Genomic DNA, 15211 nt, shown 5'->3' on the forward strand with positions numbered 1-15211 from the left:
AAGGGCAAGTTGTTGAGACTTGCCCTTGAATTTTGTGTGCGGATTATACAGAAGTCGCTCAGCTTTCTAAAGCCTGAGCTAGAAAAAGTCAGAGAGTTAGAGTGTGGGAAGGTGCGCTACCCTAGAGAGCTAGACATAGGTACCACATTAGAAACAGAGTTCAGCCTAAGATTCTCTATTAATTTATCAGCCGTTTGAGGAGAAGTAAGATAGAAGCCCTGTCCTATTTCACACCCCATCACCATTAGATCACGTTGTTGTTGCAACGTCTCTACGCCCTCCGCGACGACCGCAACCCCAAGTTCATTGCCTATCTGAATCATGCTTTTGAGAAGCACTAATGAGGTTGAATTGGTCACATAGTCCATCACAAAACTACGATCGATCTTCAGCGTATCGAATTCAAAATCTTTGAGATAAGAGAGAGATGAAAAGCCAGTACCAAAATCATCAAGCGCGATACGAACACCAAGTTGATGAAGCTCTTTAAAGATGATCTGTGCAAACTGATCATTATCTATCATCACGGTTTCGGTGATCTCCACTTCAATTCTGTGTGTTGCCACACCACTGGAGATGATCACACGCTTCAACGCATCAAAGAACTGAGGATGTTTCAAGCTGCGAGCTGAGATGTTAAAGCTCATCACACCAATATCAATACCGCGAGTAAGCCAGTTTTTGTGTTGTGCCAACGCCATTTCTGCTACCAACAGATCTATCTGACGAATTTGCCCGGTTGCTTCTGCTACAGGAATAAAATCATTCGGACACATCAAACCTTTAGTCGGGTGATTCCAGCGTACAAGTGCTTCAACCCCTTTCACGTCCCTCGATTTTAATGCCCATTTGGGTAAGTAGTGAATTTCAAACTGCTGTTTATCGACCGCTTGTCTTAATTCGCGTTCCAACTCTTTCTGCGACATCGCAATATAGTTGAGCTCTTTTGAGTAGAACTGAAAATTGTTTTTCCCTGATGACTTAGCATGATACATCGCGTCATCAGCATAACGGATCAGTGAGTGCTGAGAGGTACTATCATCCGGGTAAATCGAGATACCAATACTCGCTGTAACTTCTGCAATGCCATGTTTCAGTGTGAAAGGCTCTCTTAGACGCTTAATCAACTTCGAGGCGATCTTGTTCGCTACACTCACCGCCATATCGACGTCGCGCAAGTGTTCCAAAACAATGACAAATTCATCACCGCTAAATCTCGCTGATAGATCCGTTACTCGAATCGACTGTGTTATGCGCTGCGCGACCTGCTTTAATAGTTCATCACCCGCAGCATGACCATAGAGATCGTTAACCTCTTTAAAATGATCAAGGTCGAGGAATAATAGTGCGAATGGGCGTTGAGTCTGCTGAGCATTGAGTATCGACTGTCCAAGCCTATCGAGAAACAGAGTACGATTGGGTAATTCGGTCAAAGGATCGAAATAGGCTTGAGTATGTAACTGCTTGTTCTTGAGCTCAATCGATGACTTGGCATCCGTAAGCGATTTCAATAGCAAATCTCGGCTCTGCTCATATTTAAACTGAACACGAAGTGAGTACACAGCGATAAAAACGGCGGCAATAATTAGAGTAATACTGGTTTTGGTGTAGCTCGCAATGCCGGATTCATAGCTGGTTTTGATTACGCGTTGAATCTCATCTGCCTGACTAGCGAAATCGAGATAATACTCGTCAGTTTTTAACCCCAATGACGGTGTCTCTAAAACCGATTGCTGATAATGCGAACCCGCATATTGACGAAACTCAGCCAGCGTTTGACGCAGCATCATCAATCGCTCTCGAAGTTCGGGATCGCTGATCGCTTGATAACTACCCATGATGCTCTCTCCCCCATCGAGCAACGCCCCTACATGCCAATCCGCAATCTCTAGGTAGTACCAGACCTCTTGGATCGATTGGGTTGTATCGCCGGAAACAATCTCATCGAACCATAAGTAAGCCAGAGAGCCGTTGATCTTTATCTCAGCAGCGGCTTCTGCAAGGGGGGATTTTTTAACCAAAAGGTTGGTTGATTGCATCACGAGAACTGTGGTTGACGCGACCACCAGCAACGCCAATAGAGAGGTGAATAAGAACTTTCGCTTATTTAGTACTTTGGGGAACAACATAATCAGGATAAAAGGATGAGTAATACATCGACCTTAATCCATCAATGTTTCAAATTAATGAATAAGTAAACAATTCAGTTGCTTATGAAGTTTTGATGAATATTGAAGAATGTGCATTGTATAACCAAGTTACGCAACGTATATTTCTTTAGCTCGATTAAATATGACAATGCTGGCCGAGAGAAGCGTAACGTACACTATGATGGAAAGGTTCTTACACAAAGCAATCACCACTGTTATCTTTTTGTCTCTATGGCCAACGATGGGCATGACAAAAGATCTGATCAAGATCGAAGGTTCAAGCACGGTTTACCCCATCACTCGTCAATTCGCTCAGCAGTTTATGGCCCAGCAAGAAGAAGTCGCCCAGATAGTGGTTGGTGTCACTGGAACAGGGGGCGGATTTCGCAAGTTTTGTCGTGGTAAGACGGATATATCTAACGCCTCTCGCCCTATCAAAACGCAAGAAAAAGCCCTGTGTCGAGAAAACGGTATTGAGTTTTTAGAACTGCCTATCGCACTTGATGCGATCACACTCGTGGTCAGTAAAGACAACGAGTGGTTACAACACCTATCCCTTGAGGAGCTGGCAACCTTATGGCACCCCTCTTCTGAGAAAACCATTACGCATTGGCATCAGCTCAATCCAAGCTTCCCAGCAGAGCCGATCAAGCTCTATGCTCCAGGAAGCGACTCAGGGACTTACGACTACTTTACCAACGTTGTTCTCAATGGCGACGAGTTGCGCGGTGACCACATCGCCAATGAAGACGATTATCTATTGGCCTCAAAGGTCGCTACCGACCCAAATGCGTTGGCATTTTTAGGCTTTGCTTATTACCAAAACAATCAAACCCAACTCAAGGCTGTTTCAATTTCCAATGACGAGCAGCAGGCGATTGCTCCAAGTATCAATAGTGTCACCAGTGGCCAGTACAGCTCACTGTCTCGGCCACTGTTTATCTACGTCAACAAAGCAGCCGTTAACCGACATTCCGTCAATCAGTTCATCGAACACTACTTGAATCAAAAACATTTATCGTATGTCGTGAGCACGGCTGGCTATATTCCACTCTCCCCGAAAATGCAGAGCGCTGCCCAATCAATCTTTGAAGATCAAACCATTGGCTCGGTATTTAATAGTAAAGAGCTGAGTACCAATTTCGAACACTTTATGGAACGTAAGTAAACGTCTGTCTTAGTTTCAGAAACATCAGACAACAAAAAGCCCAACCGAAGTTGAGCTCTACTGATTTCGATATTGTCGAGTAAATCATTAGAAGAAGATGTAGCTCATGATAATCGCGTCTTCTTTGCCTGTTGTTGTTGGGTAATAGTTACGGCGACGATCCACCTCATTAAAACCAACCCACTCGTACAAACCAAATGCGTTAGTGTTACTTTCGCGAACTTCGAGCCATGCACTCTCTGCTTTCGCTTTTTCGCACACCAACAGAAAGTGCTCAATCAGTGCTTTGCCATATCCCTTACCTTGGTGATGAGGAGCAACCGCAATATTCAGTAACGTTACTTCGCCAACAATGTTTTGTGCGTAGAAGTACCCGACAACTTCGTCATCGACCAGCATTACATGATGGCAACCACCTCGACTGTCGAGATCGCGAATCATGTTTTGTGACCAAGGATGAGTATGAGCTTGCTGCTCAATCTGCCAGATCGCGTTGAGGTGCGAGTCTGACATACTAATAAATTGACTATTCATAAGAACAAATTTGCTGCCATAGAGCGCGACGTTGCTGGTTATTACCATCAATCAGAGATAACAGGGGAGATTGCAGCGTCTTAGCTGTGATATCAGTATCGGATTCACACCCAGCAAACCACACCCACTGCGGTGAAGTTAAATCAAAATGGTTCAGTTCACTTGGATGGATATACTGCGCTTGTGATAGATCCAATTTAATGCTTTTTAGCACTCGCTCAAACATCTCAGCTAGCGCGCCTTGCGGCTTTTCTGGTGAAACCAATAGTAACTGGCATGTTTCAGGTAGTTTAACGAGCTCGGTCTGATAACCGGCCAAGCGTTCAGGGTGGCTCAGTTCCCACTGAGTAATTCCCATTTCCTGTAAATACTGCGCATGAATCTGTGACATGTCTGTGCCTATCTGACGGAGCCCAAGGTTGAATCGAGCTGATACTAACAAAAAATAAAGGAGCATCAAGCTCCTTTATCTCTATTGGTCACGTTTCTTCTATCCGCATCTTATGTGCTGGCGAAGTCGATGAGGGTTACGCTCGCCTAGAGCTCATTAAACTCAGGGCTGTACTCAATGGTACCACTGTGTCCAGAAAACGCACCTTCCACCAGCTCAATCGCTTGAAAGGCGCCTTCAGGCACATCCCAACGGCACTGAAAACCAAACTCACTCGCAGCCTTAAAACCGGCCTTACTGTAAAAGCTTGGATCGCCCAGAACCACACAAGCTGGATAACCAAAATCGCGCAGTGACGAAAAAGCCTCTTCCATCAAAGAGTGAGCAATGCCTTGACCACGAAAGTCCTCGCGCACAGCTAATGGCGCTAAGCCCTGCCAGTTATGATCTTCGCCCTTTAGTGTCAGTGGGCTAAACATCACATGGCCAACCACTTCACCTTCATCAGAGCACGCCACCAAAGAGAGTGTCAGATGACTGTTTTCACGTAGGCTCATCACTAGGTTCGCTTCTGCATCGGTTTCAAAAACAGATTTCAGCAAGCGGTCAATTGCAAGTATATCTGCAGGTGCCTCAGTTCGAATAAGCATTCATTACCTCATTTTGTGTCTGAGGTGATTGTACCCCCTTCTGCACAAAATCAGCTAATTGATTCAATAACATTTTCATTGGAGCCGGAAGAAGGTCTAAATCTACGCTGTCCATCAGGTTCTTCACCTCTAGGCCCAGCTCGGTATCACCTTCGATAGAAAGACGGCGCTGGAAGAACAAAGTATCTGGGTCCTCTTTGCGTCCAGCGATCAATACAAGGTCGTTCAGACTACCGCTAAAGCTGACATCTTCTATTACTTCTTTATCTGCAACAATCAGTTGCTCATCTCTATAGCTGATACACCAACTCAACCCCATATCTTTAATCGACACTTTTAACCACTTCTCTTCAAGAAATTCAAAGTCGCCATCTTCCAGCGCTTCCTTAAACACATTTTTTAGCGCTTCTAACAAGGCTCTTTTTTGTACTGTTTTTGGCAATAACTGGACTGGAGATCGCAAAATTGATGCGGCATTTTGAACTAGTTGAGTGCGAATCTTGTTTATCACGTGACTTATCCGTAACTTTATCAATAATATGGCACTTATCATAAGTGATGTTGAAAGCTCAATTCCTGTTATGTATCAAATTAATTTCGGTTTGATACTTGGGCTTTAACATCCCCGGAATCGCGGTTATAGTAACTCAGACCCTAAGGACAGTCGCAAGATCGCTGCTATTTTGACTAAATAGCAAAAATTACATCATTCAGTAATAAACATTCATCGATAATGAATGCTCAAGCTCTTGGAGAATTGGTAGTACTTTGATGCCTCCCCAGCAACTACAACATTGGTTTTCACAGCTCACAGCAAATAGCCCTTTCTTTTTTGCTATTCTTGATGCTCAGCATAACTATTTTATAGTTAATGAGCGTTACTGTGATATTGCGGGGTTAGACCAATCAGAGTTAACAGGGATGAACGACCGCCAAACCCTTGGTGAACAGTTCTACCAACACCTTAAACCATATTACGAACGCGCCTTTAAGGGTGAGTCCATTGAGGCTGAAATTACTCTCAACGAAACCGACCTCGATACCAGCCTTCACTTTAGCCTAGCACCTCTGTCTAACGGAAAAGACACCGATTACATTGTTTTTCACGCCTTTGATACATCAGAAAATCAAGTACTTGTCCGTTCACTCGAAGAGTCTGAAGCCAAGTTCCATAAGCTAACCCACTTGTTGCCTGACGGTCTTCTTCTTGTCGAAGATGATTTCATTCTCTCTTCTAACCCAGCGGCTGCTCGCTTGCTCGGCTTCAACTCTCCATCAGAGCTGCTCGGCGAAGAGCTAGGACGCCTATTCATTGATGAGCAAACCAAAACAGTCTTCAACAATAAGCTGAGCTCTATTGTTTCTGAGTCTGGTTTGGTGTGCTTAACTGGCGCGCGCTGTGGGTTTGAACGCAAGGTTCAGTTGCATATTGATTCAACTGCGCTATTGGGTAGTACTACCCAATTAGTCTTGATTCAAGATGCGCAAGAAGCACCGAAAACGCTCACTACCAACATAAATGAAGATGCCTACATTGACGACCTGACTAAGTTGTATAACCGTGTTGGTTTCACGAAGCGATTAGAGCAGTTTATTCATAATGAGACGCCAGTGGTGATGTTGTACTTAGACATTGATAACTTTAAAAATATCAATGACTCACTCGGTCATCACATTGGTGATAAGGTGATAAAAGAGGTCGCATCTCGACTTAAACGCCTGCTGCCAAGGCGCGCTGTTGTCGGCCATTTAGGGGGGGATGAATTTGGTATCATTCTGCCGGAGCCGGAGAACAAAAAGACCGTTGAAACTCTAGCCGAAAAGATCATTGCTCTGATCAACCAACCGTTCGATCTTCACCATTTTAGCAAACGCTTAGCTTGCTCTATCGGCAGCGTCAACTTCCCTCAAGATGGCACCGATGCGCGTATCTTGCTACAAAATGCCGATACCGCAATGTATGAAGCCAAAGACCGAGGTCGTAATCGCCTGATTAAGTTCAATGAGCAGATGAACAAAGAGGCTCGTATGCGTCTCTGGCTTGAAATCGAACTTCAGAAAGCACTGCAGCAAAACGGTCTGGAGGTTTGGTATCAACCTAAGGTCAATGCCCGTGACTTTACCATCAATGGTGCAGAAGCCTTGGTACGTTGGAAGCACCCCGTCGAAGGCTACATCAGTCCTGCCGCGTTTATCCCTGTGGCTGAGCGTGCTGGCTTGATTGAACAACTAGGCCGAGTGGTGATGCGCGAGGTGTTTGCAACAGTTAAGCGTTGGAAGATCCAAGGGATCTTACCAGGACGTGTTGCGATCAACCTTTCGCCGGAGCAATTTGGTAATCCTAAACTGATCGACTACATGGAAAAGCTGCTGCGAACGACAGAGCTAGACCCAAGCGCCATCACCTTTGAGCTGACCGAAAGTGCGGTGATGAGTGACAGCGAGCACACACTTCAAATGCTCAACGCCATTAAAAAACTTGGCTTTGCCCTCTCGATTGATGACTTTGGAACAGGTTACTCTTCACTTTCGTATTTGGCTCGCTTCCCTATCGACGAGTTAAAAATAGACCGCGCCTTTATCACCGACATTGACACTCTACCAAAGCAAGTCACAGTGATAGAGAACATCATCAACCTCGGTAAGTCTCTCAACCTAACAGTGGTTGCTGAAGGTGTTGAAACTAGCGAGCAAGCGACACTCCTATCAAACCTCAACTGTAGCTCAATTCAGGGCTTCCACTTCTACCGACCTCAGCCAAAACAGGAAGTTGAAGAGCTGTTTGCCCAGAACCGCCGCCATAAAAATTAACCCACCAATTTTAAGTTTTTCTCTACCTCAAACGGAGTAAAAACAGATTTATCAGACTAAACCTGCCTTACATCAATTCTGACGTTCACATTTCTTCATAAAATGCTCGCTTCAAATTTATCTACTGGTAGTGAGCAAATGGAACTCTTATGCCCAGCAGGAAACTTACCTGCTTTGAAAACAGCCATTGACTGTGGTGCGGATGCTGTCTACATCGGATTCAAAGACGATACCAACGCACGTCACTTTGCTGGCTTGAACTTCTCTGGCAAAAAGCTAGATCGTGCCGTTGAATACGTCCACGACCGCAAGAAAAAAATTCATATCGCACTCAACACATTCGCTCACCCTAATGGCTTTGAACGCTGGACCAATGCTGTTGACCAAGCCGCTGCGCTAGGTGTGGATGCGCTGATCGTCGCAGATATTGCTGTTCTTGAATACGCAGCGAATAAATACCCGCATATGGAGTTACATCTATCAGTACAAGCGTCAGCGACCAACGCAGCAGCGATTGATTTCTACCACAAAAACTTCAACGTCAAGCGTGTGGTACTGCCACGCGTGCTCTCTATTCACCAAGTAAAACAGCTCTCTCGCAATATCTCTTCAGATGTTGACCTCGAAGTGTTTGCCTTCGGTAGTCTGTGCATCATGGCAGAGGGGCGCTGCTACCTTTCGTCTTACATGACAGGGGAATCCCCAAATACCGTAGGCGCTTGCTCTCCAGCAAAATACGTTCGCTGGCAAGAGACCGAAACCGGGCTAGAGTCTCGCCTTAATGAAATCTTGATCGATAAGTATGCGCAAGGTGAAAACGCTGGCTACCCGACTCTGTGTAAGGGTCGCTTTGAAGCTGAAATTGAAGGCGAACGTAAACGTTATCACGCACTGGAAGAGCCAACTAGCCTCAACACCTTATCGATGCTGCCAGAGCTATTTGCCGCCAACGTAGCGTCAGTCAAAGTTGAAGGCCGTCAACGTAGCCCTGCTTACGTAGAACAAGTGACTCGTACTTGGCGTGCTGCCATTGATCGTTACCAAGCAAACCCAGAAGCTTACCAAGTTGAAGCCGCTTGGAACGCTGCTCTAGCGAACGTATCTGAAGGTACACAAACCACGCTTGGTGCTTACCACCGTAAATGGCAATAGGATTGATGGAGAACACAATGAAATACGCATTAGGCCCACTGCTCTATTTTTGGCCAAAACAAGACGTAGAGAGCTTCTATGAGCAAGCTAAGACAAGCTCTGCTGATATCATCTATTTGGGTGAAGCGGTCTGTTCGAAACGCCGTGAGATGAAAGCAAAGCACTGGTTGGATATCGCCAAAGAGCTGTCAGCGTCAGGCAAACAAGTCGTACTATCGACGATGGCGCTGTTGGAAGCTCCAAGTGAAGTGAACATCATGAAGAAGTACGTCGACAATGGCGACTTTGCGATTGAAGCCAATGATGTATCGGCAGTCCAGCTGGCAAGTGAAAGTAAGGTTCCATTTGTGGTTGGCCCAGCGGTCAACACCTATAATGCGCACACGCTGAACCTATTTCTTAAGCAAGGTATGACTCGTTGGTGTATGCCGGTTGAGTTATCTCGAGAGTGGTTATCAAACGTGATGACTCAGTGTGAAGAGCTCAACATTCGCAACAAGTTTGAAGTGGAAGTCTTCAGCCACGGCTACCTACCTTTGGCCTACTCTGCACGCTGCTTTACAGCTCGCGCAGAAAACAAAGCGAAGGACGATTGCGAGACCTGCTGCATTAAGTACCCAACCGGTCTTCAAGTAGAGAGCCAAGAAGGACAATCCGTCTTCAACCTAAACGGTATTCAAACCCAGTCAGGTTACTGCTACAACCTGATCAATGATTTGCCAAATATGCATGACTTGGTTGATGTGGTTCGTTTAAGCCCACTGGGCATTGATACCTTCTCTGAGCTTAATAACTTTAAAGCTAATGAAAAGGGTGAGAACCCAATTCAAATTGCTGACCGCCAATGTAACGGTTACTGGCATCAGTTAGCGGGTTTAGAAGTCAAAAACATTTAAGCGCTATTTTCAGAACGAAGCGATTTTCAAAACGAAAAAGGTCTAGCACTCACTAGACCTTTTCTTTATCGATCATTCTCAATGAACTACGCAGTTGCTGTCTGCAATGGCTGCGCATTGAGCTTCTTTACATCTTTCACCAACATCAGAATCACTACCACACTCAACGCGATGTTCGACAGTGGGTAAGCAATCCAGATCCCCGGCACACCAAACAGCTTCGGCATAATGTACAAGAACGGCAGTTGAATCAACATATTGCCGACCGTTACAAACATCGCTTTGCTGCCTTTGTTTACGGCTTGATAGTAAGCACCTGCGACGACTAAGAAGCCATCCAGTGCCAAGGCGAACATATGCAGTCTAATCCCCAAAACTGTGTATTCGACTAGCTGCGGATCTTGTGAGTTAAACACCGATACAAACTCTCTTGGGAAGATGTTCAACAGAACGATAAAGACCAGACCCACACAGACTGAGCTTACCATCGCAATCTTAAGCAGTTGGCGAATATTGTCGTGACGCTTAGCACCGTGGTTGTAGCTTACGAGTGGTTGCATGCCATTGGCGATCCCCTCTGCTGTGAGGTAGTAAACCGTCACGATGTAGCCAAGAATCGCATACGCACCAATCATCAGTTGATTACCATATTGTGCAAACAACGCGTTATGTAGCGCCACCATCATTGAGCCATAAGCGTACATAAAGAAGCTCGACGTACCGATAGCGAAGATCTGTGGAATCACATCAAGCTTGAGTCTCAGTTCACTCCAACGCAGACGCAGGTTCGCTCTGCGTGAGAAGAAGTAAGCTAAACCTAGTCCTGTTACCACTAGCTGTGCGATTGCCGTTGCTAAAGCGGCACCTGTCAGTTCCCAGTTCAGCCATGCGATAAACAGATAGTCGAGTACGATGTTAATCACGGCACCAACTACCATCAAAATAGTCGCTAAGTTGGGGCTATCGTCATTGCGCAGCAAAAACGGCATTGCTATCGAGCCCAAGGTAAAGACACTGCCCACAATCAAGATCTGTAGATATTGCAAACCCAGCTCAAAGACGCGCCCTTCCGCACCCTGCCAACGCAAAAAGTCGTCGGCAAAGAAGAAAAGAACACCCGCGACTAACGGCGTCAACGCCAACAATAGAGTAAGACCAGTGGCGAGGATCTGTTTCGCTCCTTGGGTATCTTTTTCCCCTTGGCGAATCGATACTAAAGCCCCGGTACCCACACCAACAAGCATGCCTAGACCGAGGATTGAACCTATCACCGGCCAAGCCACGTTGATACCGGCAAGGCCATCGGCGCCCACAAAACGACCAATGAAAATACCATCAACCACTTGGTATAAACCATTGACCAACATCGCAGCCACGGTTGGGATTGTATAGCGCCAAAATTGACGACTGATTGACTGACTCATTTTCTACTCTTACTTTCTACTGTTATCTCACTATAACCAGTGAGTGATGACGTTTCTGTTGTCCCTGAAACCTATGCTCATCCTGCTGACCATTTAGTTAACCAAGCTAACTAAATGGTCAAATTTTTACTTGAGGGCCTTATTCAACAATAAGTTCAGCTGCTCTATTTCTTGCTCGCTTAACTGGCTCTCTAATGTGTTCGCCATAACCTGATAGATCTTACTCTCTTCCTCTAAGCCCGCTTCAGCTTTTGCTGTGAGTACAACTAGCTTCGAACGTGCATCTTCAGGGCTCGGCAGTCGCTCGACTAACCCTTTTCGCTCCAAGCGCTGCACCATAGTGGTCGCAGAGGGTTTGGTCACTTGCATCTCTTCTGCAAGATCAGTCAATCGAATGGGCTCTTTCGCCGCCTCAATGACCTTGAGGTAGTCATACTCATTAAAGCTAAGCTGACCAATTGGATCCTCTTTCGATTGCGTTCGCCATATTTTCGATGCAAATCGCTCGATCTTTTCTAGGTTCTCATTCAACACAGTTTTTCGAATAACTCACATTTAATTAGCAATGCTAACTATTTTAATCCAAGTTGATTAAATTGCAATCAGAAAAAGTGTGCCGCATAAAAAAACCGCTCATCAGAGCGGCTTTATTGAGATCTATTGAAAGGACTAGTTCTCTTCAGCTTTTGCCTGTTCTAGCTTAGCCTGAGCAAGACGCTCTTCCTTAAGGTCCATAAAGATTCGACCAAGCTCAAGGAAAGAGTAACGGTGCTCTACATACTCATAGACATTAAATGAAACCGCTAACTTATAAAGAGAGATCGCATTCGCGTAGTCACCACGTAAATGATAACGCTTACCTAAGTAGAAGTAGGTCTCGGTTAAGCGCTGCGCCAACAGTGTGTTGTCACGAGTGCCACTCAAGATCGCTTTGAATGCCTGCTCTTCTGAAATCTCATCGAGCATAATCGCAACCAGTACCCAGCCCCACTGCTCATCACGATCTTGGTAGCGTGACTGCAGATCTTTTAGTGCTTGTTCTGGCGTTAGCTCAGTCTGAATAATGTAAAGCCATAGTGCTCGAAATGGATCACTTGGATCATCGTTATAATGCTTAAGCATCTCTTCGTTTGACAACTCGTAGCGCTCGCCATAGTAGAGAGCAATGGCACGGTTACGCTCTGCGTATGAGTTGCTTGGATCAAGCTCAAGTGTTGAATCGAATGACTCATAAGCCGCATCAAACTCACCCACTTGGGTAAAGTAAACACCTAATAGATTGAAGATATCAGGTTGTGCCGGATTCAAAGACAAAGACTGATTAAAATCGAGTCGAGCGAGATCTCGCAAACCGACGCTGTCGTAATAGTTGCCACGCTCAAAAAGCATCTTAGCGCGAACGTCATCACCAAGGTCAGGTCTTTGTAACAGTTGAGATAAACGAGCTATCTGTACTTCTTGCTGCACACTCGGCTGCAGTGGCACAGCCATAGGTGGATAGACCCAGCGCTGAGCTGAACCGTCCATTGTCGATGCACAACCTGTTAAAACAAGCAGCAGAGACAGACTCGCGGTTTGAAACCATTTCACAAATACTTACTCCTGTTATGACCGCAATAAAAAAGGGAGCGATATGCTCCCTTTATAACATGCTTTGTTAATGATGGGTTAGAAATCACTAAAAAGCGATAGTTCCATCATTTTACTGAGAATTACTCAGCAGCAGGTGCTTCGCCTTCAGCTGGCGTTTCAACTGCTTCTTTCATGCTTAGACGTACACGGCCTTGACGGTCGATTTCAAGAACCTTAACAGGCACTTCTTGACCTTCAGTTAGGTAGTCAGACACTTTCTCAACACGCTTGTCAGCGATTTGAGAGATGTGTACTAGACCATCTTTACCTGGAAGGATAGTAACGAATGCACCGAAGTCTGCTAGACGAGCAACTTTACCTTGGTAGATGCGGCCAACTTCAACTTCTGCTGTGATCTCTTCAATACGGCGAATTGCTTCTTTCGCAGCTGTACCTTCAGTTGCAGCAATCTTAATTGTACCGTCGTCATCGATTTCGATAGTTGTACCTGTCTCTTCAGTTAGAGCACGGATAACTGCACCACCTTTACCGATAACGTCTTTGATCTTCTCAGCGCTGATCTTCATTGTGTGAATACGCGGAGCAAACTCAGAGATATCTTCACGAGCACCAGAGATAGCTTCATCCATTACAGAAAGGATGTGCTTACGTGCACCTTGCGCTTGGTTAAGAGCAATTTGCATGATCTCTTTAGTGATACCTTCGATCTTGATGTCCATTTGAAGTGCAGTGATACCAGTGTTAGTACCCGCTACTTTAAAGTCCATGTCGCCTAGGTGGTCTTCATCACCAAGGATGTCAGAAAGAACAACGAAATCGTCGCCTTCTTTAACAAGACCCATTGCGATACCCGCAACAGAAGACTTGATTGGAACACCAGCATCCATAAGTGCTAGAGACGTACCACATACAGAAGCCATTGAAGAAGAACCGTTAGATTCTGTGATTTCTGATACTACACGTACTGTGTATGGGAACTCGTCTACAGATGGCATTACTGCAGCAATACCACGCTTAGCCAGTTTACCGTGGCCGATTTCACGACGCTTAGGAGAACCTACAAAACCAGTCTCACCTACACAGTATGGAGGGAAGTTGTAGTGTAGTAGGAAGTGATCTTTACGCTCACCAGTTAGCTCGTCGATGATTTGAGCATCTCGCTGCGTACCCAGAGTCGCAGTTACTAGAGCCTGAGTTTCACCACGAGTGAACAGTGATGAACCGTGAGTACGTGGAAGAACACCAGTACGTACGTCTAGTGCACGAACCATGTCTTTTTCACGACCATCGATACGTGGGTTACCCGCGATGATACTGCGACGTACCACTGTCTTCTCTAGATCGTGGAAGATAGTGTGAACTTCTTTTAGGTTCACTTCTTCGTTTTCTGAAACTAGTACTTCGTTAACTTCTGCTGCGATCTCATGGATGCGGTCGTAACGAGCCATCTTCTCAGTGATTTGGTAAGCTTCAACAAGCTTAGCTTCTGCTAGTTCAGCGATCTTGTTTACAAGCGCTGTGTTCTCTTCTGGAGCAACCCAATCCCAAGCAGGAGTCGCAACTTCAGCTTTGAACTCGTTGATAGCATTGATAACAACTTGCTGTTGGTCGTGACCGTAAACAACCGCAGATAGCATCTCTTCTTCAGTTAGGTTGTCAGCTTCTGACTCAACCATAAGAACAGCGCCTTCAGTACCCGCTACAACTAGGTCTAGCTTAGACGTTTCTAGTTCAGTGTTGCTTGGGTTAAGAACAAGTTGACCGTCGATGTGACCAACACGTGCTGCACCGATAGGACCGTTGAACGGAATACCAGAGATAGCAAGTGCTGCTGACGTACCAATCATTGTTGGGATGTCTGGTTGAACGTTCGGGTTCACAGATACTACAGTTGCAATAACTTGTACTTCATTTTTGAATGCATCTGGGAATAGAGGACGAATTGGACGGTCGATTAGACGAGCCGTTAGTGTTTCGCCTTCAGAAGGACGGCCTTCACGCTTGAAGAAGCCACCAGGGATTTTACCAGCAGCGTAGGTACGCTCTTGGTAGTTTACTGTTAGTGGGAAGAAGTCTTGACCTTCTACCGCTTCTTTTTTACCTACTACAGAAACGAATACTGCTGTATCGTCCATAGTTACCATTACTGCAGCCGTAGCTTGACGTGCAATAACACCGGTTTCTAGAGTTACGGTGTGGTTACCGTACTGAAACGTTTTTACAACTGGTTTTTCAAACATTGTATTTCCTTCATCTAAAGATTGCTCTTTAGAATAAGTGAATGGGTACTCCGCAATGACTAATCGCGACTAGTAAAAAAAGACGAAAAACAACCACGTTTTACACTCATCTGTTTTTAATAGTCGCGACCTATTGGCCGACATCTGTGACTGTCATTGTTGAGTAAAGTGAAGTGCCAGAGTTTCATAGAATTACTGGCGT

13 protein-coding genes are annotated in these 15211 nt (G+C 45.4%); 4 read left to right on the plus strand and 9 right to left on the minus strand.

The window, feature by feature from the left end:
• Window positions 1-116 precede the first annotated feature (116 nt).
• A complete protein-coding gene (locus AC6I7V_RS10865) occupies window positions 117-2129 on the minus strand; it encodes a putative bifunctional diguanylate cyclase/phosphodiesterase (protein ID WP_255230000.1) in 2013 nt (670 codons plus the stop codon).
• Between the two features lie 163 nt (window positions 2130-2292).
• Between AC6I7V_RS10865 and AC6I7V_RS10870 the strand changes: the two genes are divergently transcribed.
• A complete protein-coding gene (locus tag AC6I7V_RS10870; RefSeq protein WP_498010875.1) occupies window positions 2293-3318 on the plus strand; it encodes a PstS family phosphate ABC transporter substrate-binding protein in 1026 nt (341 codons plus the stop codon).
• 87 nt (window positions 3319-3405) lie between these two features.
• Here AC6I7V_RS10870 and rimI read toward each other — a convergent pair whose 3' ends face one another.
• The 4 genes from rimI to ubiT all read right to left on the minus strand — a co-directional run bounded on the left by rimI (window position 3406) and on the right by ubiT (window position 5404).
• Entirely contained in the window at window positions 3406-3852 is a 447-nt protein-coding gene (rimI, locus tag AC6I7V_RS10875) for a ribosomal protein S18-alanine N-acetyltransferase (protein ID WP_255229998.1), read from the minus strand.
• Window positions 3845-4243, minus strand: coding sequence for a DNA polymerase III subunit psi (locus tag AC6I7V_RS10880; RefSeq protein ID WP_498010876.1), 399 nt, complete (start codon window positions 4241-4243; stop codon window positions 3845-3847). Before AC6I7V_RS10880 ends, rimI begins: the two co-directional genes overlap by 8 nt.
• A gap of 146 nt (window positions 4244-4389) precedes the next feature.
• Window positions 4390-4893, minus strand: a complete 504-nt coding sequence (locus AC6I7V_RS10885; RefSeq protein WP_255229995.1) for a GNAT family N-acetyltransferase — start codon at window positions 4891-4893, stop codon at window positions 4390-4392.
• Entirely contained in the window at window positions 4877-5404 is a 528-nt protein-coding gene (gene ubiT, locus AC6I7V_RS10890; protein ID WP_255229994.1) for a ubiquinone anaerobic biosynthesis accessory factor UbiT, read from the minus strand. Before ubiT ends, AC6I7V_RS10885 begins: the two co-directional genes overlap by 17 nt.
• Window positions 5405-5664: 260 nt before the next feature.
• On the opposite strand from ubiT, the gene AC6I7V_RS10895 reads away from it, so the two are divergent.
• From AC6I7V_RS10895 to AC6I7V_RS10905, 3 genes are all read left to right on the plus strand, one after another.
• The gene (locus AC6I7V_RS10895; protein WP_255229993.1) at window positions 5665-7704 is read left to right on the plus strand and encodes a sensor domain-containing protein; all 2040 of its coding nucleotides are present in this window, start codon (window positions 5665-5667) and stop codon (window positions 7702-7704) included.
• A gap of 138 nt (window positions 7705-7842) precedes the next feature.
• Window positions 7843-8856, plus strand: coding sequence for a ubiquinone anaerobic biosynthesis protein UbiU (gene ubiU, locus AC6I7V_RS10900; protein WP_498010877.1), 1014 nt, complete (start codon window positions 7843-7845; stop codon window positions 8854-8856).
• 17 nt (window positions 8857-8873) lie between these two features.
• Entirely contained in the window at window positions 8874-9752 is an 879-nt protein-coding gene (locus AC6I7V_RS10905) for a U32 family peptidase (RefSeq protein ID WP_498010879.1), read from the plus strand.
• Window positions 9753-9838: 86 nt separating this feature from the next.
• Here AC6I7V_RS10905 and AC6I7V_RS10910 read toward each other — a convergent pair whose 3' ends face one another.
• The 4 genes from AC6I7V_RS10910 to pnp form a co-directional block, all read right to left on the minus strand.
• The gene (locus AC6I7V_RS10910; RefSeq protein ID WP_498010880.1) at window positions 9839-11176 is read right to left on the minus strand and encodes an MATE family efflux transporter; all 1338 of its coding nucleotides are present in this window, start codon (window positions 11174-11176) and stop codon (window positions 9839-9841) included.
• Window positions 11177-11302: 126 nt separating this feature from the next.
• Window positions 11303-11710, minus strand: coding sequence for a MarR family winged helix-turn-helix transcriptional regulator (locus tag AC6I7V_RS10915; protein WP_498010881.1), 408 nt, complete (start codon window positions 11708-11710; stop codon window positions 11303-11305).
• A gap of 135 nt (window positions 11711-11845) precedes the next feature.
• Entirely contained in the window at window positions 11846-12766 is a 921-nt protein-coding gene (gene nlpI, locus AC6I7V_RS10920) for a lipoprotein NlpI (protein WP_255229990.1), read from the minus strand.
• 122 nt (window positions 12767-12888) lie between these two features.
• Window positions 12889-15009, minus strand: a complete 2121-nt coding sequence (gene pnp / locus AC6I7V_RS10925) for a polyribonucleotide nucleotidyltransferase (protein ID WP_261882044.1) — start codon at window positions 15007-15009, stop codon at window positions 12889-12891.
• Between the last annotated feature and the right edge of the window lie 202 nt (window positions 15010-15211).

It is taken from the genome of Vibrio sp. KUL70, from assembly GCF_059725515.1.

What these genes read in the sequence shown, in the direction of transcription:
- AC6I7V_RS10865 (WP_255230000.1), bottom strand. Translation starts at nt 2,129, where the DNA reads ATGTTGTTCCCCAAAGTACTAAATAAGCGAAAGTTCTTATTCACCTCT.
- AC6I7V_RS10895 (WP_255229993.1), top strand. Translation starts at nt 5,665, where the DNA reads ATGCCTCCCCAGCAACTACAACATTGGTTTTCACAGCTCACAGCAAAT.
- AC6I7V_RS10870 (WP_498010875.1), top strand. Translation starts at nt 2,293, where the DNA reads ATGACAATGCTGGCCGAGAGAAGCGTAACGTACACTATGATGGAAAGG.
- AC6I7V_RS10880 (WP_498010876.1), bottom strand. Translation starts at nt 4,243, where the DNA reads ATGTCACAGATTCATGCGCAGTATTTACAGGAAATGGGAATTACTCAG.
- AC6I7V_RS10910 (WP_498010880.1), bottom strand. Translation starts at nt 11,176, where the DNA reads ATGAGTCAGTCAATCAGTCGTCAATTTTGGCGCTATACAATCCCAACC.
- ubiU (WP_498010877.1), top strand. Translation starts at nt 7,843, where the DNA reads ATGGAACTCTTATGCCCAGCAGGAAACTTACCTGCTTTGAAAACAGCC.
- AC6I7V_RS10905 (WP_498010879.1), top strand. Translation starts at nt 8,874, where the DNA reads ATGAAATACGCATTAGGCCCACTGCTCTATTTTTGGCCAAAACAAGAC.
- rimI (WP_255229998.1), bottom strand. Translation starts at nt 3,852, where the DNA reads ATGAATAGTCAATTTATTAGTATGTCAGACTCGCACCTCAACGCGATC.
- pnp (WP_261882044.1), bottom strand. Translation starts at nt 15,009, where the DNA reads ATGTTTGAAAAACCAGTTGTAAAAACGTTTCAGTACGGTAACCACACC.
- AC6I7V_RS10885 (WP_255229995.1), bottom strand. Translation starts at nt 4,893, where the DNA reads ATGCTTATTCGAACTGAGGCACCTGCAGATATACTTGCAATTGACCGC.